Source organism: Dryocola clanedunensis (assembly GCF_038405435.1).
Lineage (GTDB): Bacteria > Pseudomonadota > Gammaproteobacteria > Enterobacterales > Enterobacteriaceae > Dryocola > Dryocola clanedunensis_A.
Genome location: NZ_JBBYHZ010000005.1, coordinates 249,570 through 275,418 on the forward strand (window position 1 = coordinate 249,570; position 25,849 = coordinate 275,418).

A 25,849-nucleotide genomic window follows, 5' to 3' on the forward strand; every position below is an offset into this window, starting at 1 on the left:
GCGGTGTTCCTCAGTAGGATTTCATCAGTGCGTGGATAACAGGGCGGACATCAGGGCATCGACGCTGACGGGAGAGTGGAACTCCCGGCTGAACGTGCCGTGCTGCAGCAGCAGAATGCGGTCGCAGACCAGCGGCAGCTCTTCGACTTCGCTCGAAATAAACAGCACGCTTTTCCCTTCCCTGGCGAGATCCCGCACGATGCGATAGATCTGCTGCTTGGCTTCGATATCGACGCCCCTGGTCGGCTCATCCAGCAGTAAAATCTGGCTGCCCGCGTAGACCCAGCGCCCGATAACGACCTTCTGCTGATTGCCCCCGGATAGCGTGCCGATAGCCGTCTCGCTGCTGGCCGCCTTCACGCTCATGCGCTGCATGATGCCTTCCGTCAGGCTGCGAATGCGGCCCCAGTTCAGTACGCCCCTGCTGCTGACGAACTTACGGTTGGTGATGACGGTGTTTTCGTTCACCCCGAGCAGCGGAATAATCCCCGCCTCTTTGCGGTTCTCCGGCGTGTAGCCGACACCCCGCTGAAGCATCTGTGAGTAGTCAGGACGGGATATCGCTTCGCCGTTGATAACAATGTCGCCCGCTTCAAAAGCGGCCAGGCCGACGATAGATTTAAGAAGTTCGCTACGCCCCGCCCCCAGCAAACCGGCGATGCCCAGCACTTCGCCACGGTGGAGCGTCATGGTGATATCTTTGAGCTGCGGACTGCGGCGCAGGCCGCGAACCTCCAGCACGGGCTGGCCGCTCCCCGCACCTTCCGCCACCGACTGATACTCTTCGGCATCGCGGCCGAGCATCAGCGCCACTATGTGTTGGGTTGAGGTGTTGCCTATCTGCACGTCCCCGGCAATTTGTCCGTCGCGCATAATCGTCGCCGAGGTAGCAATGCGGCGGATCTCCTCCATCCGGTGGCTGACGTAAATCACCGCGATCCCCAGCGCGGACATCTTTTTTACCGCCTCAATCACCAGCTCTACTTCGGCATTGGCGAGCGAGCTGGTCGGCTCGTCCAGAATCACCACGCCGGGCTTCCCCTGCATGACCCTGGCGATCTCCACCAGCTGTTTCTCGGCCGGGCTCAGGTTCCCTACCAGCTCGTTGGGATCGACGACAACACCCAGGGCTTTCAGGCTGGCTGCGGCACGCAGGACCATTTGCTGTCGATCTATCATGCCGTTGCGGCGCGGCCAGTGGCCCAGGCAGAGGTTCTCGGCAACCGTCAGACCGTCGACCAGGCTTAGCTCCTGATAGACGGCCCTGACCCCCAGCTCAGAGGCCTGGCGGGTCAGCGAGGCGTCGCTGCCGCGAAGACGCGTACCGGCAAGCCAGACGTCTCCGCTGTCCAGAAATTCGCTGCCGGTCAGCATGCGGATAAGCGTCGATTTCCCGGCGCCGTTTTTGCCGAGCAGGGCCCTGACCTCCCCTTTGCACAGCCTGAAATTAACGTTATCCAGGGCTACGACGCCGGGATAACGTTTATTGCCCGCGGTGATTTCCGCGACGGGTAGCTCATCGCGCCGTTCGGTGGTTATCATATTCAGACCTCAGCAATGAACGGGATTATTACGGCAGGCCGTCAGCGTGGGTGATAAGCCACTGCTTGCCGTCTTCCGTCTTGTTATATAAATCCACCGGGACCTGAATAACTTTTTCTTTCGGCGGAGTTTTATTAATCACGCTGAGAGTTTGCGCGAAAACGGCGTTGCCCATTTTCTTGCCGGAAATATCCGCCACGGCTTTGAGCACCTGATTATTTGCTAATTCCTGAGCGATTTCGGTGGTCATGTCAGAGCCAAACACGACGATTTTCCCGACTTTATTTTGATTACGGACTGCTTTTACCGCGCCAAGCGTAGCCCCGCCTGACTCACCTAAAATGGCGTCAAGATCTGGCATAGAAACAATTAATTTTTCACCGATGGATATCGCTTTATCCAGAACCGTACCCTCCTGATTAGCTACAATCGCCATACCGGGAACCCTGGATTTAAGCGCCTCTTCAAATCCTTTGCGGCGCTGAACGCACACTTCGAAAGCCTCACAGTTAATAACGGCAATTTTTGGCGCGGTAATATTGTTGGCAATAAAATAATCCGCTGCGGAATTACCCAGCTTTTTACCGAATTCAAGAGGATCGCCAACCAGATAGGCGGCAATATATTTATCTACGCCACTGGGGCTAATACAGGTGTTATAGCAAACAACGGGAATGCCAGCGTCGCTGGCCCGGCGCACCGTTCTGCTGCTGCCGTTTTCAGAAACGGCGGAAAGAATAATGGCGTCTACGCTGCGGGCCACCAGCGTGTCAATAAATGAACTTTCTTTTGAAATATCTCCCTGGGCGTTGGTTTCAATTAGCTGCACTTTTACGTCGGCTGCTTTTGCTGAATCCTGAATGCCCTGGCGTACGCCCGCATAATACCCCTGGGTATCCAGGTAAATAGCGCCGATGGTCATTTCCTTTGGTGCCGCCATCCCTGAAAAAGAGAGGCTGGTCAGTATTAAGAGCAATAAAGAGGTGAACGCTGTCTTACTTTGTCGGGACATATTGTGTCTCCTGGTAAGGTAGAGGTTTATTATTGTTGGCGTTCCCGCTCGCCGGGCGGCTACTGCGATGGCCGCCCGGCGAACGAAGTCGTACACATCTTAAACATTTCCCCCTGCGCGACGGTCAGGCCGCTCAAAGATTTCAGTTAACGATGTTCAGTGAACCAGCCGTTCAAGGAAGGAGAACGTCTGCTGCCAGAGCGGCGCGTCAGGCCACGTCGGGTTAAGCTTTTCCAGTTCATTACGGGCTGCCAGCGATCCCGTAAAGTCCCCCAGCCCGGCACAAGCAAGCGTCTGAACAAACAGGCATTTCTCCCTGTGCTGCTGCTGAAGATCGCTGTAGAGCGACAGGAGGTCGGGCTGGGATACCGCGAAGAAATCAGCCTCCACCGTGGCGCCCGCCATATTGCTGGCCCACTCGTGCATATCCTTAAACAGCTGCTCTGCCGCCGACTGTTCGCCGAGCAGGCGCAGCGCCATTCCCTGCCAGAACAGGTAGCCTACGGGCTGGTCGTTGTAATAACTGTGCACGTTAATCGTCCTGTCCCCGGTTGCCGCCCGGCGCAGACAGCGCGTAGCCTCATCCTGCTGCCCGTCCTGCTGAGCGCAGACGCCAAGCCAGAACCAGATATCGTTATCCGTCTGGCCGGGCAGACGCCCTTCGCTAAGATTCTCCGGATAGTGAAGCGCGGCGTGGAGCAGCTTCGCCGCCTGCCCCGGCTGCTGGCGCTCAATCAGGCTCCAGGCGCGCAGCAGATTATTAAGGATGAACTGGCTGGTAATTTTCCCTTCTCCGCCCTCCCACGGGTGGAATTTTCGTGTGGCAAGGATCCTGGCGGCTTCGTCGGTCTTGCCGCAGTGGTTCCAGAGGGTAAGCAGCTCCGCTGTCATATCATCGCGCCCCAGCGCACAGGGCAGGTTGGCCTCCAGCCGCGCCAGGCGTACAGCCGGGTCGCCAGCGGTCAGCTTATCGAGCAGGTCACGCTCGAACAGCAGCCGTGAATCATCCGGCAGCAGGCGGCATGCCGTATCCAGACAGGTGGCGGCCAGCGGCGCATTGTTCTGCTTGTTCCAGGCATGGATTGCCAGACCGCGCCACGCATCGGCAAAATCAGGCTGTATCGCCGTGCAGCGCTGCCAGAGGGCAACGGCTTTTTCTTCGTTGCGCTTGCTGTAATGGAAGCAGGCCTGAAGATGGAGCGAGAAATAGCACTCGTCGATCTGCTCAAGCGCCGCAACCTCATCAAGCGTGTTCGGGAAGCGGACAAACTCTGGGAAAGCTTCACGAGCGAGGGCAAGCAGCGGCGCGCGTTCGGATTTTTTCAGCAGGCTGGCATGGAAATAGAGCGGCAGCGTACGCCGGATATCCAGCGCCTCAAGCACCTCAAGGGCCAGGTCCACTCTGCCCCAGCTAACAAGCTGTCCGGCGGTCGTCAACGCGTTGATATCCCGTCCGCCGCATAAATTTCGCCACTGCGCCAGACTGGCCGCGCCGGGATCGCTGTACCAGCTAAGCCAGCAGAGCGTGGGGTTCAGCGGATAATCCCTGAGGTGCTGCTCCCGCGCCAGAGAGGACTTTTCATGCTGGCCGCTTAGCTGAAGCAGCAGGTTTTCCAGACACAGTACGTCCTGGTTAGTCGGCGTAACGCGCAGGCTTTGGCGGCAAAACTCAATGCCTTCCGCGTAGCGGCCTTCGCGGGAGCACAGCCGCGCCAGGCCGTAAAACGCTGCCGCCTTGCTGTTGCCGCTCCAGGTGGCACGCCAGAAATCTTCTTCCGCCGCCTTCCAGCTTTCCTGACGCTCCAGAGCGCAGGCACGAATCAGGCTGGCCTGTCCGCACTGCGGATTTTTATTCAGACGGTGGGCACGCGCCAGCGCCTGGGTTGCGTAGGCCACGGTACGTGGGAAATCCGCACGGTTATATTCCAGCAGCGCCAGGGCGAGATTACAGCGGTAGTCCAGCGGATCCAGCTCAACGCCACGCAGGTAATAATCGAAAGGAGAACGGCTGGCATGGTGATACTGCTCAAGATGCTGACCAATGAACCACGCCTCGTCCACGCTGGTTAACTCAGCGGCGCTCAGCGGCGCTTTTGCCACCTCAGGCAGCGGGACCTCCGTCGGCTGATGCTCCTGATAAGCGATGACTTCGTTGCCCTGCTGGTCGCGGAGCGTCAGCTTCAGCCGCGCCGGGTCGATCGCCTTCAGCCTGCCGCGAAGCACTACGCCCGGGTCAAGCTCCACCGGACGGTCCAGCAGCGGCTCAGCGTTATTTTCCTCACAGATTGTCAGGTGGTGCCCGGTCAGAGGAGCAATGGTATAAATGCCCCATTCGACGCCATCCTCGCTGCGCTCGAGCTTAATGACCACGTCCCGCGACGCGTTCTGCACCATGCCCAGAGAGTGATAAGGCAGAAAATACTGCACGAAGCGCTTCTCTTCGAAGGCATCAAGCCAGGTGAAATCCGGCTGATTGTCCGCATAGATGCCGGTCATCAGCTCGATGTAAGGGCCATTTTCATCGGTCAGATTACGATCCCATGCCTGACCAAACTCGCTGTATCCCCAGCTCCACTGCTTTTTCCCCGGAGCAATATGGTGGTCGGCAACGTGAAGCAGGCCGCCGTCTTCGTCATGGCACCAGGCACCGACGAAGTCATACTCTGACTTTTCGGCCATGTAGGAGGTCGGTACCGGCACGTTTTTATAGCGCGAAATATCCACGCCCGCGGAGTAATCCACCTTGTAATAGGTGCCGGTGGCGATCGGGAAAGAAGAGACGGCTCGTTTACCGTGGTCAAACACGGCGGTGACATCCGGCGGGAAGACGCTCTGATGCCCGTCGCCGCCTTTCACCGCCGGGTTGGCCCACCACAGGAAATGGCGGGGAGTGGCGTTTCCGTTGTAGACGCGGCTGCCGATTTCCAGCGCGGCGCGATCCGGCCTGAGGGTGAAACCGGTCATAACCTGTAGCCCGTGCATCGGCTCGGTTTCCCCTACCCACACCGTTTTCGATCCCTCCTCCCCTTCCTCAATGCTGAAATCGACCGGCATGTAGGTGGTGGGACGGTGGTGCTGCGGCCAGTTAAATTCGATGCCGCCGGAGATCCATGGCCCCAGCAGCCCTACCAGCGCGGGCTTGATGACATCGTTATGGTATACAAAATCCCGCTGCTTAATTTTGTCCCACGCCCGGTGTACGCGCCCGCCCAGCTCGGGGAGGATCATGACCTTAATGTAGTCATTCTCCAGCCACACGGCCTGCCAGGTCTTCATCACTTTTTGTTCGCTCAGCGTATCAGTGACGCCGTAGGGATAGACCGCGCCGGAAGAGCCCTGGTAAACCCGGTTCTCCAGAAACATGGGGTGAATATCCTGCGGCCCGGTTTCGTACGTCGGGATGCTGACCTTTTCTTGCCAAACTTTTACTGATTCCATGTCGCCCTCAATATTAACAAAACATACTTAATTCACAGATTGAAGGCAGTCTAATGGACAGATACGTTTACGTTTTGCACAATCGTCACGCAATCAAGTAAACAAGGTTTAGTGAAATGAAGGTCTGCATCAGCAACCAGCACATCCGCAAATACAATAAAAACGTCATTCTGGAGCACCTGTACCGCGAGAAGCGCGCCAGTAAATCGACGCTGGCACGCCTGTCGCAAATCTCCATTCCGGCGATCAGTAATATTCTTAGCGAGCTGGAAGCAGAGAAACGCGTAAAGAATGTGCAGGAAGATAAATCCCTGCGCGGCCGCAGCAGCGGGACCTGGCTTATCGCCCCCGAAGGCGACTGGACGCTGTGCATGAACGTGACGCCTACCAGCATCGAATGCCAGCTGGCGAACGCCTGCCTGAGCCCAAAAGGCGAGTTCCAGCGCCATATCATCGAGGCCCCCACGCCGCAGCGTCTGCTGGCGGAGATCGAAAAGTGCTGGCATCGCTACCGTAAGGCATGGCCCGGCCCCGTCATCAACCTGGCGCTGGCGATCCACGGACAGGTCGACGCCGTGACCGGCGTGTCCCAGACCATGCCCCAGGCGCCCTGGAAAGAGCCCATTGAGCTTAAATACCTGCTTGAGGAAAAGCTCGGCGTCCGGGTGATAGTCGATAACGACTGCGTGATGCTGGCGCTGGCGGAAAAATGGCAGAATCCCGCCAGCCGTCAGGACTTCAGCGTTATCAACGTTGACTACGGCATTGGCTCATCATTCGTGATTAACGGGCAGATTTATCGCGGCAGCCTGTACGGCAGCGGGCAGATAGGCCACACCATCATCAACCCCGACGGCACGGCCTGCGACTGCGGGCGCTACGGCTGTCTGGAAACGGTAGCCTCGCTGACGGCGTTAAAAAAACAGGCGCGCGTCTGGCTGAAGCTACAGCCCCACTCGCCGAAGCTTAATCCTGAAACGCTGACCTCAAACCAGCTCATCGCCGCCTGGCACGAAGGCGACGAGCAGGTGAGCCGCTGGGTCGAAAACGCGGCTAACGCCATTGGCCTGAGCCTCTATAACTTCCTGAATATTTTGAATATCAATCAGATTTGGTTTTACGGCAGGAGCTGCGGGTTCGGGGAGGAGTGGCTGGCGATGATTAACCGGCAGACGGGCTTTAATCCGTTCGACCATGGGGATGGGCTAAGGGAGAATGCGACGCAGATCAGCTTCGGGCAGCTCACCCGGCCCCAGCAGGTGATGGGGATTGGCTATTTGTATGTGGAAGAGGAGCTAAACTCGCTCGCATAGAAAAGGCCGCTTTCGCGGCCTTTCAGGATCACAGGTATTTCGGTGGATGGCGCTATCGCTTATCCACCCTACAAGAGCCAGCAGTTCCGTAGGTCGGATAAGCGAAGCGCCATCCGACAAATCACAGAAATATTACGCGTATACCGGCAGTTCCGTAGGCCGGATAAGCGAAGCGCCATCCGACAAATCACAGAAATATTACGCGTATACCGGCAGTTCCGTAGGTCGGATAAGCGAAGCGCCATCCGACAAATCACAGAAAGCTTACGCGTATACCGGCAGGCGAGCGCAGATCTCAAGAACTTTGTTCTTGGTACGTTCGATTGTCGCTTCGTCGTTGATGTTGTCCAGCACGTCGCACATCCAGCCGGCCAGCTCGCGGACGTCCGCTTCGGTGAAGCCGCGGCGGGTTACCGCTGGCGTACCGATACGAATACCGGAGGTCACAAACGGGCTCTTCGGATCGTTTGGCACGCTGTTTTTGTTAACGGTGATGTTAGCGCGGCCCAGAGCGGCATCCGCCTCTTTACCGGTCAGGTTCTTATCAACCAGGTCCAGCAGGAACAGGTGGTTGTCGGTGCCGCCGGAAACGACTTTGTAGCCGCGATCCAGGAAGACAGCAACCATCGCTTTGGCGTTTTTGGCAACCTGCTGCTGGTAGGTTTTGAACTCTGGCTCCATCGCCTCTTTCAGCGCCACCGCTTTACCGGCGATAACGTGCATCAGCGGGCCGCCCTGCGCGCCCGGGAAGACGGCGGAGTTCAGCTTCTTGTACAGCTCTTCGCTGCCGCCGTTGGCGAGGATCAGGCCACCGCGCGGGCCAGCCAGCGTTTTGTGAGTGGTGGTGGTAACAACGTGCGCGTGTGGAACCGGGTTAGGGTAAACGCCCGCCGCAATCAGGCCAGCCACGTGGGCCATGTCCACGAACAGGTAAGCGCCAACCATGTCGGCGATTTCACGCATCTTCGCCCAGTCAACCACGCCGGAATAGGCAGAGAAGCCGCCGATGATCATTTTCGGCTTGTGGGCTTTCGCCTGTTTTTCCAGGTCCGCGTAATCGATATGGCCGGACTCATCGATGCCGTAAGGCACGATGTTATAAAGCTTGCCGGAGAAGTTTACCGGGGAGCCGTGGGTCAGGTGGCCGCCGTGCGCCAGGTTCATGCCCAGTACGGTGTCGCCTGGCTCCAGCAGAGTGGTGTAGACCGCGAAGTTAGCCTGGGAGCCGGAGTGCGGCTGCACGTTGGCGTAATCTGCGCCAAACAGCTCTTTAGCACGGTCGATAGCCAGCTGCTCTACCACGTCGACGTATTCACAGCCGCCGTAGTAACGCTTGCCCGGATACCCTTCAGCGTATTTATTGGTCAGCTGAGAACCCTGTGCCTGCATCACGCGCGGGCTGGTGTAGTTTTCGGAGGCGATCAGTTCAATGTGCTCTTCCTGACGTACTTTTTCTTGCTCCATAGCCTGCCACAGTTGGGCGTCATAATCGGCAATGTTCATTTCACGCTTTAACATTCGCATCTCCACTCAGCTAACGGTAAAAATTTTACCCCAGAAGGGGGCCCGGATTGGGCGACGGGCAACAGTGTAAACCGAATTGGTATCAGGGGATAGGGCTTGACAGAGGTTTTTACGCAAACGATTGGCTTGGCGTCCAGCAAGGGTTTGATGGCAAAAGGAGCGGCGGTGAAATCAGGATATTTCTTCATCAGCCGCATGCGAAAAATTCATTACCGTGAGGCCGGTAACAAAATAGACCCTTTACAACATAGCGGTATTTGCTTATAACATGCATATAAAATACAACTTATAGAAAAACCTTCGATAATCAGGAGCGCCTCATGCTTGATGCACAAACCATCGCCGTTGTGAAATCCACTATCCCCCTGCTTGCCGCTACCGGCCCTAAGCTGACCGCCCATTTTTACGATCGTATGTTCAGCCATAACCCGGAGCTGAAAGAGATCTTTAATATGAGCAACCAGCGCAATGGCGATCAGCGTGAAGCGCTGTTTAACGCGATTTGCGCCTATGCCACTAACATTGAGAATCTTGCGGTGCTGCTGCCTGCGGTAGAGAAGATCGCTCAGAAACATACCAGCTTCCAGATTAAGCCTGAGCAGTACGATATCGTGGGAGGCCACCTGCTGGCGACGCTGGACGAAATGTTCAGTCCAGGCCAGGAAGTGCTGGATGCGTGGGGCAAAGCCTACGGCGTGCTGGCCGGTGTGTTTATCAATCGTGAAGCCGAAATCTATCAGACCAACGCGGCGAAAAATGGCGGCTGGGAAGGCACCCGTGCTTTCCGCATCGTCGCGAAAACCCCGCAAAGCGCGCTTATCACCAGCTTTGAATTTGCTCCCGTCGACGGCCAGCCGGTTGCCGATTATCAGCCGGGCCAGTATCTGGGCGTATGGCTGAAGCCTGAAGGATTCCCGCACCAGGAGATCCGCCAGTATTCCCTGACCCGTAAGCCGGATGGCAAAACCTACCGTATCGCGGTGAAGCGCGAAGACCAGGGTCAGGTATCAAGCTGGCTGCACAACCACGCCAAAGTGGGGGATGAAATTTATCTCGCCTCCCCTGCCGGTGATTTCTTTATGGATGTTGCGCCGCAAACGCCAGTGACGCTGATTTCTGCAGGCGTAGGCCAGACGCCAATGCTGGCAATGCTGGATACGCTGGCGAACAGCGCCCATACCGCTCAGGTGAACTGGTTCCACGCGGCGGATAACGGCGACGTGCATGCATTTGCCGATGAGGTGGATACGACCGGCAAGAAACTGCCGCGCTTTGAGCGTCACATCTGGTATCGCACGCCAGCCGAAAGCGACCGTGCGCAGGCGAAGTTCGACAGCGAAGGCCTGATGGATTTACTGGCTCAGGAAGGGAAAATTAGCGCGCCGGAAATGCAGTTCTATCTTTGCGGCCCGGTCAGCTTTATGCGCTTTGCGGCGGAACAGCTGGTGAAGCTGGGCGTTGGGCAGGAACGTATTCATTACGAATGCTTTGGCCCGCATAAGGTGATGTAAAACCCCTGCTCTCTCCCCAAAGGGGCGAGGGCGAAAATTAAGGCCCTCTTCGTCAGGAGAGGGCCTTAAACTGTGAAATCAGATCGCCGCGTCGTCTTCTTCGCCGGTACGGATACGCACCACGCGCGCCACGTCGAAGACAAAGATTTTACCATCGCCGATCTTACCGGTTTGCGCGGTACGGATAATGGTATCCACGCAGGTATCGACGATATCGTCGGTCACCACGATTTCAATTTTCACCTTCGGCAGGAAGTCGACCATATACTCCGCGCCGCGGTACAGTTCGGTATGGCCCTTCTGGCGACCAAATCCTTTCACTTCCGTTACCGTCATGCCGGTGATGCCCACTTCTGCCAGCGCTTCGCGCACGTCATCCAGTTTGAACGGCTTAATAATCGCATCAATTTTCTTCATGATTTTCTCTGTTATTCCCGCACAACTCTCGTGTGCTGCAAGCATAGTAATCGGTTGCCCAAATTAACACAGACTACTCTTTAAAGTCATTGGCATCGAGTTCATGCCGGGAGAGTAGCTTGTAGAATTCGGTACGGTTACGCCCCGCCATGCGCGCCGCGTGGGTCACGTTGCCTTTGGTGATTTGCAGCAGCTTGCGCAGGTAGTTCAGTTCGAACTGGTTGCGCGCCTCGACAAACGTCGGCAGTACCGTGTTCTCGCCCTCCAGCGCCTGCTCCACCAGCGCTTCGCTGATGACCGGCGCGGAGGTCAGGGCCACGCACTGTTCGATAACGTTAACCAGCTGACGCACGTTGCCCGGCCAGCTGGCGGCCATCAGGCGCTTCATGGCGTCCGTGGAAAAGCTGCGTACGAAAGGTTTGTGGCGGTCGGCGGACTGGCGCAGCAGATGATTGGCCAGCAGGGGGATATCTTCCGCCCGCTCGTGCAGCGCCGGAATTTTCAGGTTCACCACGTTTAAACGATAAAAGAGGTCTTCGCGAAACTCGCCGCGCTCCATGGCCTTCGGTAAATCACGGTGGGTTGCGGAGATAATACGTACGTTGATATCCAGATCGCGGTTGCTGCCCAGCGGGCGTACTTTGCGCTCCTGCAACACGCGAAGTAACTTCACCTGCAGCGGGATCGGCATATCGCCAATTTCATCCAGGAACAACGTGCCGCCTTCTGCCGCCTGGAACAGCCCTTCACGACTGCTGACCGCGCCCGTGAACGCGCCGCGTGCGTGACCGAAAAGTTCGGACTCCAGCAGCTGTTCCGGCAGCGCGCCGCAGTTGATGGCGATAAACGCATTTTTGCCGCGCGGGCTGGCGTTATGAATGGCCTGCGCCAGGATCTCTTTGCCGGTGCCGCTCTGGCCGTTTATCAGCAGGCTGACGTCCGACTGCGCCACCATGCGGGCCTGCTCCAGCAGACGCAGCATGTTCGGGCTGCGCGTGACAATTGTTTCGCGCCACATGTCGTCGCCCGCGGCAACCGTGTGCTCCAGCGCATCATCAATCGCCTTATACAGCGCGTCTTTATCGACTGGTTTAGTCAGGAAGCTGAACACGCCCTGCTGGGTAGCTGCCACGGCGTCGGGGATCGAGCCGTGGGCGGTGAGGATAATCACCGGCATTCCCGGCTGTAATTTCTGGATTTCAGCGAACAGCGCCATGCCGTCCATCTCATCCATGCGCAGGTCGCTTATTACCAGATCAATCTTTTCGCGCCCCAGCAGCCGCAGCCCCTCCGCGCCGCTTTCCGCAGTCGTTACGGTAAAGCCTTCGCTGGTCAGCCGCATGCCGAGCAGCTTGAGCAGGCCCGGGTCGTCGTCTACCAGCAGCAGTCGTGCCGGTTTACGCTGCGTCATGGTTTAGTCTCCTGTTCGGGTTTGTCCGCGTCGCCCGACGGCGCAGGCCTGGTGATTTCATCGTCCGCATCGCCCTGAGCCGCCGGTGCCGCTGGTTTTTCAGCGCCTTTGCTTTCCGGCAGATAGCTGCCGGAAGGCTTGCGGCTGGAGAGCTGGCGTTCAATATCGGTCAGGTTTTCCAGCTTGCGGGTGGTCAGGTCCAACTGGCTTCGCAAGCGCTGCTGCTGCTCGCGCAGGGTATCCAGCTCGCCGTCCGTTGACTGCTGCAGCTTGCTGTAGCGGCTGCGCTCATCCGAAAGCTCCAGCAAAGAAGCCTGGCCGTCGCGCCAGACCTGGAACAGCGGCCGCACCTGGGTGGGCACTTCGCCGGTCATCGCATCCAGCTTCGTCATGTAGCGACGGCGTTCGGTGGGGGTAATTTTTGCGTTGGCGAGCAGAATGCCGCGCTTGAAGGTGTCCTGCCAGCTGTCGGATGGCCAGCGGCGGGCTTCCGCGCGGGCTTCAGCAGGCGGCAGGCGTTCAGCGCAGTCCATGCCGCGCAGCCAGAACAGCGGGTTATTAAGCGACTCGTGGGCCTGGATGTGCCAGATTTCCTGGCAGTCGGTGGAGAGGTAATCCGCCAGCTGCTGCTCCGGCTCCTGAGGCTGATGGGGTTGTTTAATGATGCTGGTCACCGGATTTTGCACGCAGCCTGCGAGCAGTAACGGCAGCAGAATCACGCCAATACGGCGACGAAGATTAAAAACTTTCATTGTTATTCATTCTCGGGAAAAACAGGCAATTCGATACGGAAACAGACGTCCGTCGTGTCATCGTCAACCAGATGCAGCTCGCCGTGCATTCGGCGGATGCAGTCCTGGGCAATGCTCAGCCCCAGGCCACTGCCTTTGACCGCACCTTTACGTTGTAAGCTGCCCTGATAAAAAGGCTCAAAGATCATCTCCCGTTCGGTCGCCGGAATGGGTTCTCCCGTATTGGCGACCTCGATACGCAGCACCTGTCCAACCCGGGCGCTGCGCAGATAAATGGTACCGGATTCACTGCCATAGTGCACCGCATTGGAGTAGAGATTATCCAGCACGCTCATCAGCAGCATGGGTTCAGCAAGGCAGGCCACCGGGCTCAGATCGCATTCCGTATGCATCATTTTAGCCCTTGCAGGCAAACTATGGGCCGAGATCACCACTTCCACCAGCGGCGCGAGCTCAACTTTTTCAAGTTCGACCTGGCCGTCCGCCAGTTTGCGGTTGTAATCGAGCAGCTGCTCGATGAGCTTTTGCAGGTGGCGGCTGCTGCTGTCGAGGATTTCAACGACCTCTTTCTGGTCCGTCGTCAGCGGCCCGGCAACCTGATCGGCCAGTAATTCCGTCCCCTCGCGCATGCTGGCAAGCGGCGTTTTCAGCTCGTGGGAAATATGGCGCAGAAATTCGTGGCGCTGGGATTCAAGCCAGGAGAGACGTTCGCTGAGCCACACGATGCGCTGCCCGACGGAGCGTAATTCACGCGGGCCTTTGAACAGAACGGAATCCCCAAGCGAGCGCCCTTCCCCCAGCAGATTAATCATTCTTTCAATGCCCTTCACCGGACCAATAATCATGCGGGTAAAGACGATGACCAGCCCGAGGCTCAGCAGAAAGAGCACCAGCGCCTGCCAGCCAAAGAACTGGCCTCGCTCGGCGATCTCCTGCTGCAGCTGCTGGCCGCGAGAGAAAACGACCGCGCGCGTCGCCTGCACCATTTCGGCATTAGCGTTGGCAAAGGTTTCAAGGTGCGCCGCAGCCGCCGCATCAGGGCCGCTATTTTTGCACTGCAGCAGCGCCAGATCTTTCAGGGAGCGGCTCAGGAGCTGATAGAGATGCTCGTCGGGCAGTACGTCAGCATGGGCCTCCAGCATCTGCGCGTAGCGCTTACGCTGTCCCTCATAAACTTTCGCCAGCGTCGCGTCATCCAGCACGCAGTACTGGCGATAGCTACGCTCCATTTCCAGGGCTGCGTTGGTCATCGCCTCGCTGCGACGCGCGTCAATTAGCGTGGTGCGGTTGGTCTGCGCAGCCTGGGCGCTCAGCGCATTCAGGCTTTGCCAGGCCTGCCAGGCAAGGACCAGCAACGGCACCAGCACCAGCAAAAAGGCCATCATCACGAGCTGTCGGAGCGAACGGGGGAAAAAGTGCCACTGGTTCAATAGCTTCATCTCATTCTACCTGCGAGACCTGATGCTAGCTGGGATTGGCGGGAGTTTAAAGGTTTGAATGCCAGAAACGACAAAGGCAGAGAAATTTCTCTGCCTTTGCTTTCGGAAACAGGCGGTGCCTTACTCAACGTTTCGCCCGATGCATGCCAGGTCTCGAAGACTGTTGGCAAAAGGTGGACGGCAGGCACCTTGAGTGCGTCATTCGATGGTTTATGTAGCGCGCTCTGTTAACAGAGGTCTGACATAAGAAAGTGAATGAGCCACTGGGCTAAGTAATGCAGTATGCGTGCCACTTTACAAGGCAAATACATACAATGATGAATTTAAAGGTTTTTTAACAAATATCGTTAAAACTGCGGTTGAGTGAAAATTCATCACCCTGTCGCTAATTAGCTACAGGTTCATAACACTTAAATAAACACACTTAAAAACAAGAAGTTAAATGTCTCTTTTTGGAGACACTAAAAATCAGCCGGTGTCGGGAATTGCAGACAAAAAAATCCCTTCGCCAGAGCGAAGGGATTATCAGGACCGCGACGAACCGGGTTCGGTTATCCCAGCTGTTTACGCGCGTTGCGGAAAATACGCATCCACGGGCTGTCTTCTCCCCACTCTGCCGGGTGCCAGGAGTTGCTCACGGTGCGGAACACGCGCTCCGGGTGCGGCATCATGATGGTGACACGCCCGCTTTCGTTGGTGACCGCCGTGATCCCGTTTGGCGAGCCGTTCGGGTTCGCAGGGTAGCTCTGCGTCACCTTGCCGAAGTTGTCGACAAAGCGCAGTGCCACCAGCCCTTTGCTTTCGATTTGCGCAAGGTGGTTTGCATCGCGCACTTCCACATGACCCTCACCGTGGGATACGGCGATTGGCATTTGCGAGCCGATCATGCCCTGCAGCAGCAGCGACGGGCTGGAGGCAACCTCCACCAGGCTGAAGCGAGCTTCAAAGCGGTCCGATTCGTTACGCACGAAGCGCGGCCACAGGTCGCTGCCCGGGATCAGCTCACGCAGGTTGGACATCATCTGACAGCCGTTACAAACGCCCAGCGCCAGGGTTTGCGGACGATGGAAGAAGGTTTCGAACTCGTCGCGCACGCGCTCGTTGAACAGAATGGATTTCGCCCAGCCTTCGCCAGCGCCCAGCACGTCGCCGTAAGAGAACCCGCCGCACGCCACCAGCGTCTGGAACTCTTCCAGACCTCGACGGCCCGCCAGCAGGTCGCTCATGTGTACGTCGATGGCGTCAAAGCCCGCACGGTGGAAGGCCGCAGCCATCTCTACGTGGGAGTTAACGCCCTGCTCACGCAGCACGGCCACTTTTGGTCGCGCGCCCGTCGCGATGAACGGCGCGGCGATGTCTTCTTTGATATCGAAGCTCAGCTTCACGTTCAGGCCAGGGTCGGTGTCGTTCGCCTTCGCTTCGTGTTCCTGGTCGGCACACGCCGGGTTATCACGCAGGCGCTGCATCTGCCAGGTGGTTTCCGCCCACCACATACGAAGCGTGGAGCGGCTTTCGCTGTAGACCGCGTGTCCAGCAGACTGGATGGTGAAACGGTCGCCGGAGACTGCTTTACCAATAAAGTGGGAGCAATCTGCCAGACCATGGTCGGCAAGGATTGTCTCAACCGCTGCGCGATCCGCTGCTTTCACCTGGATTACCGCGCCAAGCTCTTCGTTAAACAGCGCAGCCAGACGATCTTCACCCAGCGTGGCAATATCCGCTTCCACGCCGCAGTGGCCGGTGAAGGCCATTTCTGCCAGCGTCACCAGCAGGCCGCCGTCGGAGCGGTCGTGATAGGCAAGCAGCTTTTGTTCTGCCACCAGCGCCTGCATGGCGTTATAGAAACCTTTGAGCTGCGCTACGTTACGCACGTCCGCCGGCTTGTCGCCGAGCTGGCGATAAACCTGCGAAAGCGCCGTTGCGCCCAGCGCGTTATGGCCCGCACCAAGGTCAATCAGCAGCAGAGCGTTATCTTCCGTGCTCAGCTGCGGCGTTACGGTACGGCGCACGTCTTCCACTCGGGCAAAGGCGGTGATAACCAGCGACAACGGTGAGGTCATCTCGCGCTGTTCGTTGCCTTCCTGCCAGCGGGTTTTCATCGACATGGAGTCTTTGCCCACCGGAATGGTGATGCCCAGCTCCGGGCAGAGCTCTTCGCCAACGGCCTTCACCGCTTCGTACAGTCCGGCATCTTCGCCAGGGTGACCTGCGGCAGCCATCCAGTTAGCGGAGAGCTTAATGCGCTTCAGCGAGCCAATCTGCGTCGCCGCGATATTGGTCAGCGCTTCCCCTACTGCCAGACGGGCTGACGCGGCAAAGTCAAGCAACGCTACCGGCGCACGTTCGCCAATAGACATCGCTTCACCGTAATAGCTGTCCAGACTGGCGGTTGTTACCGCGCAGTTGGCAACCGGGATCTGCCACGGGCCGACCATCTGATCGCGGGCAACCATGCCGGTCACGCTGCGGTCGCCGATGGTTATCAGGAAGGTTTTTTCTGCCACCGCAGGCAGATGCAGAACGCGGTTTACCGCGTCGGCAAGGGTAATGCTGCTGTTGTCCAGCGCATCGCCCTTTGCCTTCAGGGTGGCAACGTTGCGCTCCATCTTCGGCGTTTTGCCCAGCAGCACGTCCAGCGGCATATCGATAGGCTGATTGTCAAAATGGCTGTCGTTCAGGGTCAGGTGCTTTTCTGCGGTGGCTTCGCCGATGACGGCATACGGCGCCCGCTCGCGGCGGCACAGCTCGTCAAACAGCGCAACCTGCTCCGGCGCTACGGCCAGAACGTAGCGTTCCTGAGATTCGTTACACCAGACTTCCAGCGGGCTCATTCCCGGCTCGTCGTTCAGGATCTCGCGCAGTTCAAACCGCCCGCCGCGGCCGCCGTCGCTCACCAGCTCCGGCATGGCGTTGGACAGGCCGCCCGCGCCAACGTCATGAATAAACAGAATCGGGTTGTCTTCGCCCATCTGCCAGCAGCGGTCGATCACTTCCTGGCAGCGGCGCTCCATTTCAGGGTTGTCGCGCTGCACGGAGGCAAAGTCCAGATCCGCATCGGACTGGCCGGAGGCCATAGAAGAAGCCGCACCGCCGCCCAGGCCGATATTCATCGACGGGCCACCCAGTACGATAAGCTTCGCGCCCGGAGGGATTTCGCCCTTCTGCACGTGGTCAGCACGGATGTTGCCGATACCGCCCGCCAGCATGATCGGCTTGTGGTAGCCGCGAAGCTCCACGCCGTTGTGGCTGTTAACCTGCTCTTCATAGGTACGGAAGTAGCCGGTCAGCGCCGGACGGCCAAATTCGTTGTTGAATGCCGCGCCGCCAAGCGGGCCGTCGGTCATGATGTCCAGCGCGGTGACGATGCGATCCGGCTTGCCGAAGTCTTCTTCCCACGGCTGTTCAAAGCCCGGAATACGCAGGTTAGAAACGGAGAAACCGACCAGCCCGGCTTTCGGCTTCGCGCCGCGCCCCGTTGCGCCTTCGTCACGGATTTCGCCACCGGAACCGGTAGCCGCGCCCGGCCACGGAGAGATCGCCGTCGGGTGGTTGTGCGTTTCCACCTTCATCAGGATATGCGCTTCTTCCTGATGGAAATCGTAGCGGCCCGCCTCGCGATCTGCGAAGAAGCGCCCGACGGAAGAACCTTCCATCACCGCGGCGTTGTCTTTATAAGCGGACAGCACGTGGTCCGGCGTCTGCTCGAAGGTATTTTTGATCATTTTGAACAGCGACTTCGGCTGCTGCTCACCGTCAATCACCCAGTCGGCGTTGAAAATTTTGTGGCGGCAGTGCTCGGAGTTCGCCTGCGCAAACATATACAGCTCGATGTCGTTCGGGTTGCGCCCAAGCTGCGTGAAGGCGGCCTGAAGATAGTCAATTTCATCTTCCGCCAGCGCCAGGCCAAGACGAATGTTTGCTTCGACCAGCGCATCACGGCCCTGCCCCAGCAGGTCTACACTCTGTACCGGAGCCGGTTCGTGGTGGGAGAACAGCTTCTCGCCGTCATTGAGGGAGGCAAAAACGGTTTCCATCATGCGGTCGTGCAGCAGGCCGTTAACCTCCTGCTGCTGTGCCTGCGTCAGCTCACCGCTGACGTAATAGGCTACTCCGCGCTCAAGGCGTTTCACTTTCGCCAGATCGCAGTTGTGGGCGATGTCGGTAGCTTTCGAGGACCATGGGGAGATGGTGCCGGGACGCGGCGTCACCAGAATCAGGTGGCCCGTCGGGGCATGGTCAGCAAGGGTTGGGCCGTACTTCAGCAACCGTTGCAGGCGTGCGTGCTCTTCATCAGTCAGCGGCGCATCGAGATCGGCAAAATGAACATACTCGGCATAGATATCGCTCACCGGTAGGTGGGCGTCTTTAAAACGGGCCAGCAGTTTGTTAATACGAAATGCCGATAGAGCGGGGGAACCACGCAGAATTTCCATCATCAAAGATCTCTCGTCTTCAAGCGTGAGCGACGCTCACGTGGGCGCAAGGGGAAAACGGGCGCCATTATAGAGAATCCAGGGCTGCGACGAAACCGTTTGCGTCGAAATAAACCGATAAGTTTTTTCGGTACAAATAACGCACGATATATCCGAATAAGTTGCTTACTGCCGTTTAGTTAAGCAAAATGCGCAGCATCTTACGATGGAACTACTGTTAGCATGACCAGTTGTTAGCGACCATGTGGCGCATATAAAAACAATAACCATTTGAAAAGATTCAAATTAAATTACCTCCTCATCGGTGTCGTAACCCTACTGCTGGCAGTGGCCCTTTGGCCCTCCGTGCCGTGGTTCGGGAAAGCCGAAAACCGCATCGCCGCCATTCAGGCGCGGGGGGTTTTGCGCGTCAGTACCATAGCCTCTCCTCTGACCTATACCAGCTTCAATGGCAAAGTTTCCGGGCTGGATTACGAACTGGCCCAGCAGTTTGCCGACTACCTCGGCGTGAAGCTGGAAGTCACTGTCCGCCCGACGATTAACGCGCTGTTTGACGATCTCGACAACAATGCGGCAGACCTGCTGGCCGCGGGCCTGGTCTATAACAACGATCGTAGCCAGCACTATCAGGCGGGGCCGACCTACTATTCCGTTTCGCAGCAGATGGTTTATCGCGTGGGTAGCCCACGTCCCCGAACGCTGGGCGGTGTGAAAGAGAACCAGCTTGTGCTTTCGCCTGGTCTTGCCGTGCTGAGCGACCTGCAGGCGCTTAAAGAGAGTAAATATCCCGACCTCTCCTGGCGCATTGACGACAAACGCACCAGCAACGAACTGCTGCAACAGGTTATCGATGGCAGCATCGCCTTTACGGTTTCTGATTCCATTGCCATCAGCATTTTCCAGCGGGTCCATCCGCCGCTTGCCGTTGCGCTGGACGTCACGGACGAGCAGCCGGTGACCTGGTACAGCCAGCGCGACAGCGACGACAGCCTCAGCGCCGCCCTGCTCGACTTCTACAATAAGCTGAGCGGTGACGGCACGCTCGCGCGCCTTGAAGAGAAGTATCTCGGACATATCGGCGACTTTGATTACGTCGATACCCGCACCTTCCTGAAGGCCATCGATACCGTGCTGCCGGATCTTCAGCCGCTGTTTGAGAAATACGCCACGGATATCGACTGGCGGCTGCTGGCGGCTATCTCCTACCAGGAGTCGCACTGGGACAGCCAGGCCACCTCCCCCACCGGGGTACGCGGCCTGATGATGCTGACCAAAAATACCGCCCAGAGCCTGGGCCTGACGGACAGGCTCGACCCGGAGCAGAGCATCGGCGGAGGAAGTCGTTACCTAAAGGACATGATGGGGAAAGTGCCGGAGACGGTGCCGGAAGATGAGCGAATCTGGTTTGCGCTGGCGGCCTATAATATGGGCTACGCCCATATGCTTGATGCGCGTCAGCTGACCGCAAAACTCAAGGGAAACCCGGATAGCTGGGCGGATGTAAAAATGCGGCTGCCTCTGTTAAGCCAGAAGCAGTACTACAGCAAAACCACTTACGGCTACGCGCGGGGCCATGAGGCCTACGCCTACGTCGAGAATATCCGTAAATATCAGCTGAGCCTGGAAGGGTATCTTCTGGAAAAGGAGAAGCAGGCGGCGCAGGAAGAGAAATTTGCCGAGGCGTACCCGGCGGTCGCCCCGGTAGAGCTGGCTATTCCCCGCTACGGGCCAGTTCCTTTAGGGCCTTTTTCTCCAGCCGACGGGCGCGAAAGAAATCACTCAGCATTGCCGAACACTGGTCTGCCATTACGCCCTCAATAACGCCACCTGGTGATTCATACCCGGGTGTCTGAGGACGTCCATCAATGAACCAATCGCGCCGGTCTTATTCCCGAAACTTTATGAGCATATGCCTGGCTGTAAATATTAATATGCTCGTTCTAAAAATTTATTACGTAATTTTTATTATTTAGCATTCACACAAAAGTCTAATAATAGACTTATCTGAAACGCCGGGCTTTGCTAAGTTAGCATATTAATAACCTTAATCCGTGAAGCGATTTCAATGCCTAATAGAAAATATGATTTATCTATCAACGAACATATCAAACTCATCATTGAACAGGGAAAAATAGAAAGAATTGCTCTACTAACCGAAATAAAAGATTTGCGCGATCGCTTATCATTCTATGGCATTAGTGATAATGACATTTCGTCTTGGGTTGAAAACAGTGATGATTTAATGGATAAATTATTACGCTATGAATTAGGTTATTGCGGCAAATTATTTAAAAGTAAGAAATTCTTCCTTCCTTATACTTTCCGACGCAGGACGAGAAAAAAATTATAATAAACCACTCTATGGGCATGCAGTTTGAAGGCTTCCTTGCCAGACATATATAATATTAAGCAGCTAATTATTGTACAGCTGTAGATACAAGTTTTTAATCTCTTTTTCTTTCTTCAAATCCCCGATTTTATGTGCAACGACAATCATATTTCGCAATATGTTTTTATCATTATGAAACTGGCTATATAATTCAGCCTGGCGCATATACTCCTTAAGATCATCAATATTTTTTGTTCTATTGTAATCCATTAGTAGCGCCACCATCCCATCGAAACGAGCCCGCTCTTGTTGAGTATTAAAATACCAAGGCATTTCTTCCGGATAGGCCTGTAATCCATTGCGCTCAAAAGTTGTCAACTGTTGACCAGCAGCAATGCCTGCAATGCTGAAAACAAGCAGGGCCAGCGCTACGGATCCATATAATATTCTCACCAGTAGCGAAGAAGATGTATCCGAACGTTTATAGCTTTCATCTATTACCCCCACGCGTAAAAGTAGGATAAACATCGCAAAGTGTATAAACGATTGATAAAACGGATATTCGGTATTTAGATGAATTAACAGCGGAAGAATCAGCAGCGTATAAGCGCCGGATAGTGGACTATTTCTGAAACCATCAACGACAATTTTAATCCATCCGATAAAAAGCATTAACATACCCGCGAGCGCCAGGACACCGCCCTGGAACCAGGCATAAAGTAGTTCATTATGCGGATGACTGAAGCTAGCAGAATTTTTAAAGTTTAGTTCAGGATGAGCCATAATATAGTGGCTAAATGCATGCTCAAAGCTACCATAGCCCCATCCAAACCAGGGTTTTTGGCCTATCATCATGCATGTGATTTTCAGGAGATTCCAGCGTTCGAAATTAGACTTAGTAAAATCACGAGCCAACAAATACTCTTTGCCATCAACGAGGAAATGAACGTGATTAGCGCACCACACGCCGACGAAAAAGGTCGCCAGTATTATTCCCCACGCAGCAAGCAGCCTTGATACGGACGTGGTTCGACATAAGGTTATAGTAATACCGATTAGCACTACCCCAGCCCCCAGTTCCCCAACCCGTGACTGGTTAATACCAAGAATAAAAGCTAAAGCACCCAACCCGGAAAGAATAGAAACAAGCCTGATGAGCTTCTTTTCGGTGATAAGCAGCAGGAAACCACACCCCAAACCGCTAGCAAGAAACGAGGCCACAACGTTGACCTGCTGAAAAATGCCGTAGGGTCTTCCCCCGTTTTTAAGCCAGACATATTCATACAGCTGGCCTGCCAGCTGCGGGAAAAATGACTGAATACTACAAACAATGGCCTGACTCAAAGCAAGAAAAAAGACCATCCATAAAATATATCTACGATGATATTGATCAATATTTTGCCGTGCAAGTAACTGCCATGCCAAAAAAGCCACCAGAACCAGCAAAACGCCATGACTGGATTTAATATCCATCAGCCATGGAACTGTTAATGCCCCCGTTCCCATGAGCAAAAATACATTTCTGTAATACTCTCTCGATACATTTTCTCGCCGACAGGAATAATATAAAAAACATAATCCTGTTAATAAAAGCGCCAGTAGGTTAAATGGCAATTCAACACCAATCCCTCCTGAGTTTTTGATATAAAAGATGGTGATTAAGGCTGTAAATGCAGAAAAAAACCGGTCATACGGCCAGTTTTGTTTTCTGCATGTATTTTGGCATTAACGTGCATTAAGGATAATCCAAAAAGAAGGTTGCGGTTGCGGTAAAATCCCCCAATTCAACAGTACGATCGGCTAATGCCGTGGGTTCGGCCTGAACGTAAGCATTAAAGTTCAGGACGTTACCACCGTTAGAAACATGAACCGGAGCACTTTCTTGTCCAAGTGGTAATGGCGCGCCCTGCTGTGTCAGTATTCTTATTGCAGCGCCTGTACCGGCTGTGCTCATGGCTAAATACCCAGGTAATTCAGCACTTTCGTTGCCTTCAAAGCGTGTAGTAACAGTCCCTTCGCCAGCTTCGCCAAAATCACAGCCGGAAAGTATAATGGTAAAGGTAAAGCTTCGTGAATGAGGATTATAATAGAGATCTGCATTGGGAATTTCGCCCATATCTACCGCTCTGTTCGCAAACTCCGGATTCATCCAGCAGGGTTGTGCCACTAGCGATCCTGAAAAATCCATTTCAGTCCCCCCCGTATCTGCGGAAATAGCAAAACTGGAGAACAGCAGCATTCCCCCGGAGAGTAAGGTCGATATATAATGAAACAGTTTCATTTTCATTTTACTCAAAAGTAGCCACTAAGGTCGCCGTCGCGGTAAATGCCCCTTCAGGCAGCGTTGCGCCAGGGTTTTTAACTGGTACAGCAGTCATTACAGGAGGATTGTTGGGTCTTATAATAATCGGTTTATTCAGTATAAAATCTTTGTTATCTAACAGAAGTTTAATACCTAAATCCGTGCTGCTGGAACCGTTAATTTGAGCTTGTATGGCTGCTGAATCATAAGATGTCGCTTCCCCTCTTACGGTCAGGTTTAGCACCCAGGGATTATTATTGGTCGACTGGCATACCAGCCCATAATCCACGGTTTTGGTATTATTTATCCCATCAACATCACTGATGCCCATTTCATCAAACACAACGTTTATTTTCTGTCCACCGTTGAGCGTACATACAGGTGGTACTATTAACGTGCCTTTCATCGATAATATTGTGGAGTTTGTTCCAGCCGTAACTATGCCGGATACTGCAATAGAACATATCACAATACCTCTAAGGATATAATGAAGCATTACGCCCCCATTTATTGATAGTCAACGGTCAGCGTAGCCGTTGCTGTAAATGCGCCACCCTCTAATTCAACTGAATCATCTTTTGCTGGTGTGACGCTCATGTATACAGAATGGTCGTGGTTTAAATAGGCAAATGATACTGCGCTGTTAACCGGGTATTTTTGATCTCCCCAGCGAAACTGTATTCCCAGCCCTTCCTTATCCGTTGCCAGTAACCCCTCCCCGAAAGGGGCCTCTGTTCCTGAAAGAGATAGATTAAGCATCGTATCTGCATTGACAGGCGTGTCACATTGGAGATCCAAAACTAACTGGTAGGACTTATAGGACGAGCCGTCTATACGCGTCGTCAGGACATCACCAAAATCGACAATCCCGTTATTTTTTTGCGTTATGGTGCAAGGAATACTGGTCACAACTCCTTTTACGGACACCGTACTATCCGCATGCACAGCTCCAGTGCCAAACAATAAGATGCATAATAAAACGCGAAGGATTTGTATTTTTCTCATCTTCAGGCCTTTACTGGTAACTTATCTGGAAATTAACGGTGGCAGTAAAGGCGCCTCCTACCAACCGCGAATTTGTTCTTTCCGGTGCTACGTAAAAAGTCAGCGTATCCTGGCCTGGGGAAATAAATGTTGGTCGCCCCCATGTGCTCAGGCGAATGTCGCTAAATTTATCGTCAGTAAGCCGTAGCCCGACACCGTTGACTTCTGGCCCAAACACTTTTACCAGCTCCGCATTATCAGCATCAGCCGGAGCAAGGAAGGCGACGGTTACCACGGGCTGGTTGCTGCTCCAGGCAATATTTCCTGAGCGATTGCCGTGTTTATATCCCTCTACACGCAAGCAGTCTTTCAGACGCAGATGAAATGCGACCGGTTCTCCCCGATCGCCCACGTGCACCAGCGTACCGATCGGAATATTTCCCAGTTCAATCTGCTGGAAATCAGAAGCCATATCTAGCGTGCAGGCAGCCTCGGTTAACATGCCTTCGACATAAATGTCCGCATGTTCACCATCGACGTCCCAGCCATCAGTTGTTTCGGCGTTGGCTGCCATAGAAATCATAAAAGCCAGCAATAAAGGCAAACCTGACGAGCGGCGAAGGGCTTTAGTACTGCATGGTGACATGGCCACTTTCCCGCTTAGCCCTGCTTAGAGCTGGTGACTTTACAGCTGCCGCCACCGCAGCCGAAGATCAGTTTTGGTCGTCCACCAAAGTCATTTATGTAAGTCAGTACCGGTGCGTTACCCACTTCGGCCGCCCCAACTCCAAGCGACATTTTGCCTTTAGGTGGCACCAGAACTGGCTTAAAGGATTTTGGAGCTTTTCCTGAAACCGATGAAGCGGCACTGATGAGCGTCACGTAATAAGGCGTTGGGTTATTAACTTCGTACTTACCTCCCTGACTACTGAGGGTGATTTTTTCCTGAGGAGGAGTATCCGATGTGTTAATTGCAATGGCTTCTGGGCGATAAAAAAGCTTAATACGGGTCTGTAAAGCAATCTGCAGGGTATTAGCCTTATTACTTTTAGGCGGTATCTCACGCAGGTTAAAGTAAAACATCGTTTCTCTGTCCTGCGGTAGCGCATGTAGGGCAGCATCCATGCCCTGTATTTTGATCTGACTTTTAGCGCCAGGCTCTACACGTTGTATCGGGGGGAGAGCCAGTAAAGGAGTGCTGATCTTATTACCCTGGGCATCCTCTACCCAGCTTTGCGCCAGGTAAGGCAGCGTTTTATTGCGGTTTTCAATATTAAGGGATAGCGATTTGCTTTTACCCTCGAAGATCGCACGGGTGCGATCCAGGGCAATTGCCGCACTGGCGCTTTGCACGGTGAGCGCACCGATAACCAGCGCCGTAACCAGAGTAATCTTTTTCATGTTCATTACGATACCTAACTTAAATTCACGAATTGATGATG

General features: G+C 55.0%; 20 protein-coding genes. 5 read left to right on the forward strand and 15 right to left on the reverse strand.

Annotated features, from left to right (window positions below):
* Positions 1-24: 24 nt before the first annotated feature.
* The 3 genes from AAE045_RS13985 to AAE045_RS13995 all read right to left on the reverse strand — a co-directional run bounded on the left by AAE045_RS13985 (position 25) and on the right by AAE045_RS13995 (position 5,992).
* Positions 25-1,542, reverse strand: a complete 1,518-nt coding sequence (locus AAE045_RS13985; protein WP_455548242.1) for a sugar ABC transporter ATP-binding protein — start codon at positions 1,540-1,542, stop codon at positions 25-27.
* 28 nt (positions 1,543-1,570) lie between these two features.
* A complete protein-coding gene (locus tag AAE045_RS13990) occupies positions 1,571-2,482 on the reverse strand; it encodes a substrate-binding domain-containing protein (RefSeq protein ID WP_455548301.1) in 912 nt (303 codons plus the stop codon).
* A 228-nt stretch (positions 2,483-2,710) separates the two neighbouring features.
* Positions 2,711-5,992 (reverse strand): DUF5107 domain-containing protein, encoded by a 3,282-nt coding sequence (locus AAE045_RS13995; RefSeq protein ID WP_455548243.1) that lies wholly within the window; start codon positions 5,990-5,992, stop codon positions 2,711-2,713.
* 116 nt (positions 5,993-6,108) lie between these two features.
* Here AAE045_RS13995 and AAE045_RS14000 point away from each other — a divergent pair, with 116 nt between their 5' ends.
* Positions 6,109-7,305: an ROK family protein gene (locus AAE045_RS14000; protein ID WP_455548244.1), complete on the forward strand. Its 1,197-nt coding sequence runs from the start codon at positions 6,109-6,111 to the stop codon at positions 7,303-7,305.
* A 264-nt stretch (positions 7,306-7,569) separates the two neighbouring features.
* Here the strand turns inward: AAE045_RS14000 and glyA are convergent, their stop codons facing one another.
* Positions 7,570-8,823, reverse strand: a complete 1,254-nt coding sequence (glyA, locus tag AAE045_RS14005) for a serine hydroxymethyltransferase (RefSeq protein WP_455548245.1) — start codon at positions 8,821-8,823, stop codon at positions 7,570-7,572.
* A gap of 102 nt (positions 8,824-8,925) precedes the next feature.
* Here glyA and AAE045_RS14010 point away from each other — a divergent pair, with 102 nt between their 5' ends.
* Positions 8,926-9,096: a hypothetical protein gene (locus tag AAE045_RS14010; RefSeq protein WP_455548246.1), complete on the forward strand. Its 171-nt coding sequence runs from the start codon at positions 8,926-8,928 to the stop codon at positions 9,094-9,096.
* A gap of 53 nt (positions 9,097-9,149) precedes the next feature.
* Positions 9,150-10,340 carry an NO-inducible flavohemoprotein gene (gene hmpA / locus AAE045_RS14015; RefSeq protein ID WP_455548247.1) on the forward strand — a complete coding sequence of 397 codons (1,191 nt, stop codon included), beginning with the start codon at positions 9,150-9,152 and terminating at the stop codon, positions 10,338-10,340.
* A gap of 78 nt (positions 10,341-10,418) precedes the next feature.
* Here hmpA and glnB read toward each other — a convergent pair whose 3' ends face one another.
* From glnB to purL, 5 genes are all read right to left on the reverse strand, one after another.
* Positions 10,419-10,757 carry a nitrogen regulatory protein P-II gene (gene glnB, locus AAE045_RS14020; RefSeq protein ID WP_002438074.1) on the reverse strand — a complete coding sequence of 113 codons (339 nt, stop codon included), beginning with the start codon at positions 10,755-10,757 and terminating at the stop codon, positions 10,419-10,421.
* A 73-nt stretch (positions 10,758-10,830) separates the two neighbouring features.
* Positions 10,831-12,168: a two-component system response regulator GlrR gene (gene glrR / locus AAE045_RS14025; RefSeq protein WP_455548248.1), complete on the reverse strand. Its 1,338-nt coding sequence runs from the start codon at positions 12,166-12,168 to the stop codon at positions 10,831-10,833.
* Positions 12,165-12,920, reverse strand: a complete 756-nt coding sequence (qseG, locus tag AAE045_RS14030; RefSeq protein WP_455548249.1) for a two-component system QseEF-associated lipoprotein QseG — start codon at positions 12,918-12,920, stop codon at positions 12,165-12,167. Before qseG ends, glrR begins: the two co-directional genes overlap by 4 nt.
* A gap of 2 nt (positions 12,921-12,922) precedes the next feature.
* Positions 12,923-14,359, reverse strand: coding sequence for a two component system sensor histidine kinase QseE/GlrK (qseE, locus tag AAE045_RS14035; protein ID WP_455548250.1), 1,437 nt, complete (start codon positions 14,357-14,359; stop codon positions 12,923-12,925).
* Between the two features lie 551 nt (positions 14,360-14,910).
* Positions 14,911-18,795 carry a phosphoribosylformylglycinamidine synthase gene (purL, locus tag AAE045_RS14040; RefSeq protein WP_455548251.1) on the reverse strand — a complete coding sequence of 1,295 codons (3,885 nt, stop codon included), beginning with the start codon at positions 18,793-18,795 and terminating at the stop codon, positions 14,911-14,913.
* A gap of 267 nt (positions 18,796-19,062) precedes the next feature.
* On the opposite strand from purL, the gene mltF reads away from it, so the two are divergent.
* Positions 19,063-20,613, forward strand: a complete 1,551-nt coding sequence (mltF, locus tag AAE045_RS14045; protein WP_455548252.1) for a membrane-bound lytic murein transglycosylase MltF — start codon at positions 19,063-19,065, stop codon at positions 20,611-20,613.
* A gap of 244 nt (positions 20,614-20,857) precedes the next feature.
* Entirely contained in the window at positions 20,858-21,142 is a 285-nt protein-coding gene (locus tag AAE045_RS14050; protein WP_455548253.1) for a hypothetical protein, read from the forward strand.
* Between the two features lie 63 nt (positions 21,143-21,205).
* Here the strand turns inward: AAE045_RS14050 and AAE045_RS14055 are convergent, their stop codons facing one another.
* The 6 genes from AAE045_RS14055 to AAE045_RS14080 form a co-directional block, all read right to left on the reverse strand.
* On the reverse strand, positions 21,206-22,735 hold the full coding sequence (locus tag AAE045_RS14055) for a Wzy polymerase domain-containing protein (RefSeq protein ID WP_455548254.1): 1,530 nt from the start codon (positions 22,733-22,735) through the stop codon (positions 21,206-21,208).
* A gap of 121 nt (positions 22,736-22,856) precedes the next feature.
* The gene (locus AAE045_RS14060; protein ID WP_455548255.1) at positions 22,857-23,402 is read right to left on the reverse strand and encodes a fimbrial protein; all 546 of its coding nucleotides are present in this window, start codon (positions 23,400-23,402) and stop codon (positions 22,857-22,859) included.
* 7 nt (positions 23,403-23,409) lie between these two features.
* Complete coding sequence (locus AAE045_RS14065; RefSeq protein ID WP_455548256.1) at positions 23,410-23,919, reverse strand: fimbrial protein; 510 nt, start codon at positions 23,917-23,919, stop codon at positions 23,410-23,412.
* Between the two features lie 11 nt (positions 23,920-23,930).
* On the reverse strand, positions 23,931-24,428 hold the full coding sequence (locus AAE045_RS14070; protein WP_455548257.1) for a fimbrial protein: 498 nt from the start codon (positions 24,426-24,428) through the stop codon (positions 23,931-23,933).
* Between the two features lie 10 nt (positions 24,429-24,438).
* Positions 24,439-25,053, reverse strand: coding sequence for a fimbrial protein (locus AAE045_RS14075; protein ID WP_455548258.1), 615 nt, complete (start codon positions 25,051-25,053; stop codon positions 24,439-24,441).
* Positions 25,054-25,067: 14 nt separating this feature from the next.
* Positions 25,068-25,814 (reverse strand): fimbria/pilus periplasmic chaperone, encoded by a 747-nt coding sequence (locus AAE045_RS14080; RefSeq protein ID WP_455548259.1) that lies wholly within the window; start codon positions 25,812-25,814, stop codon positions 25,068-25,070.
* Positions 25,815-25,849 lie beyond the last annotated feature (35 nt).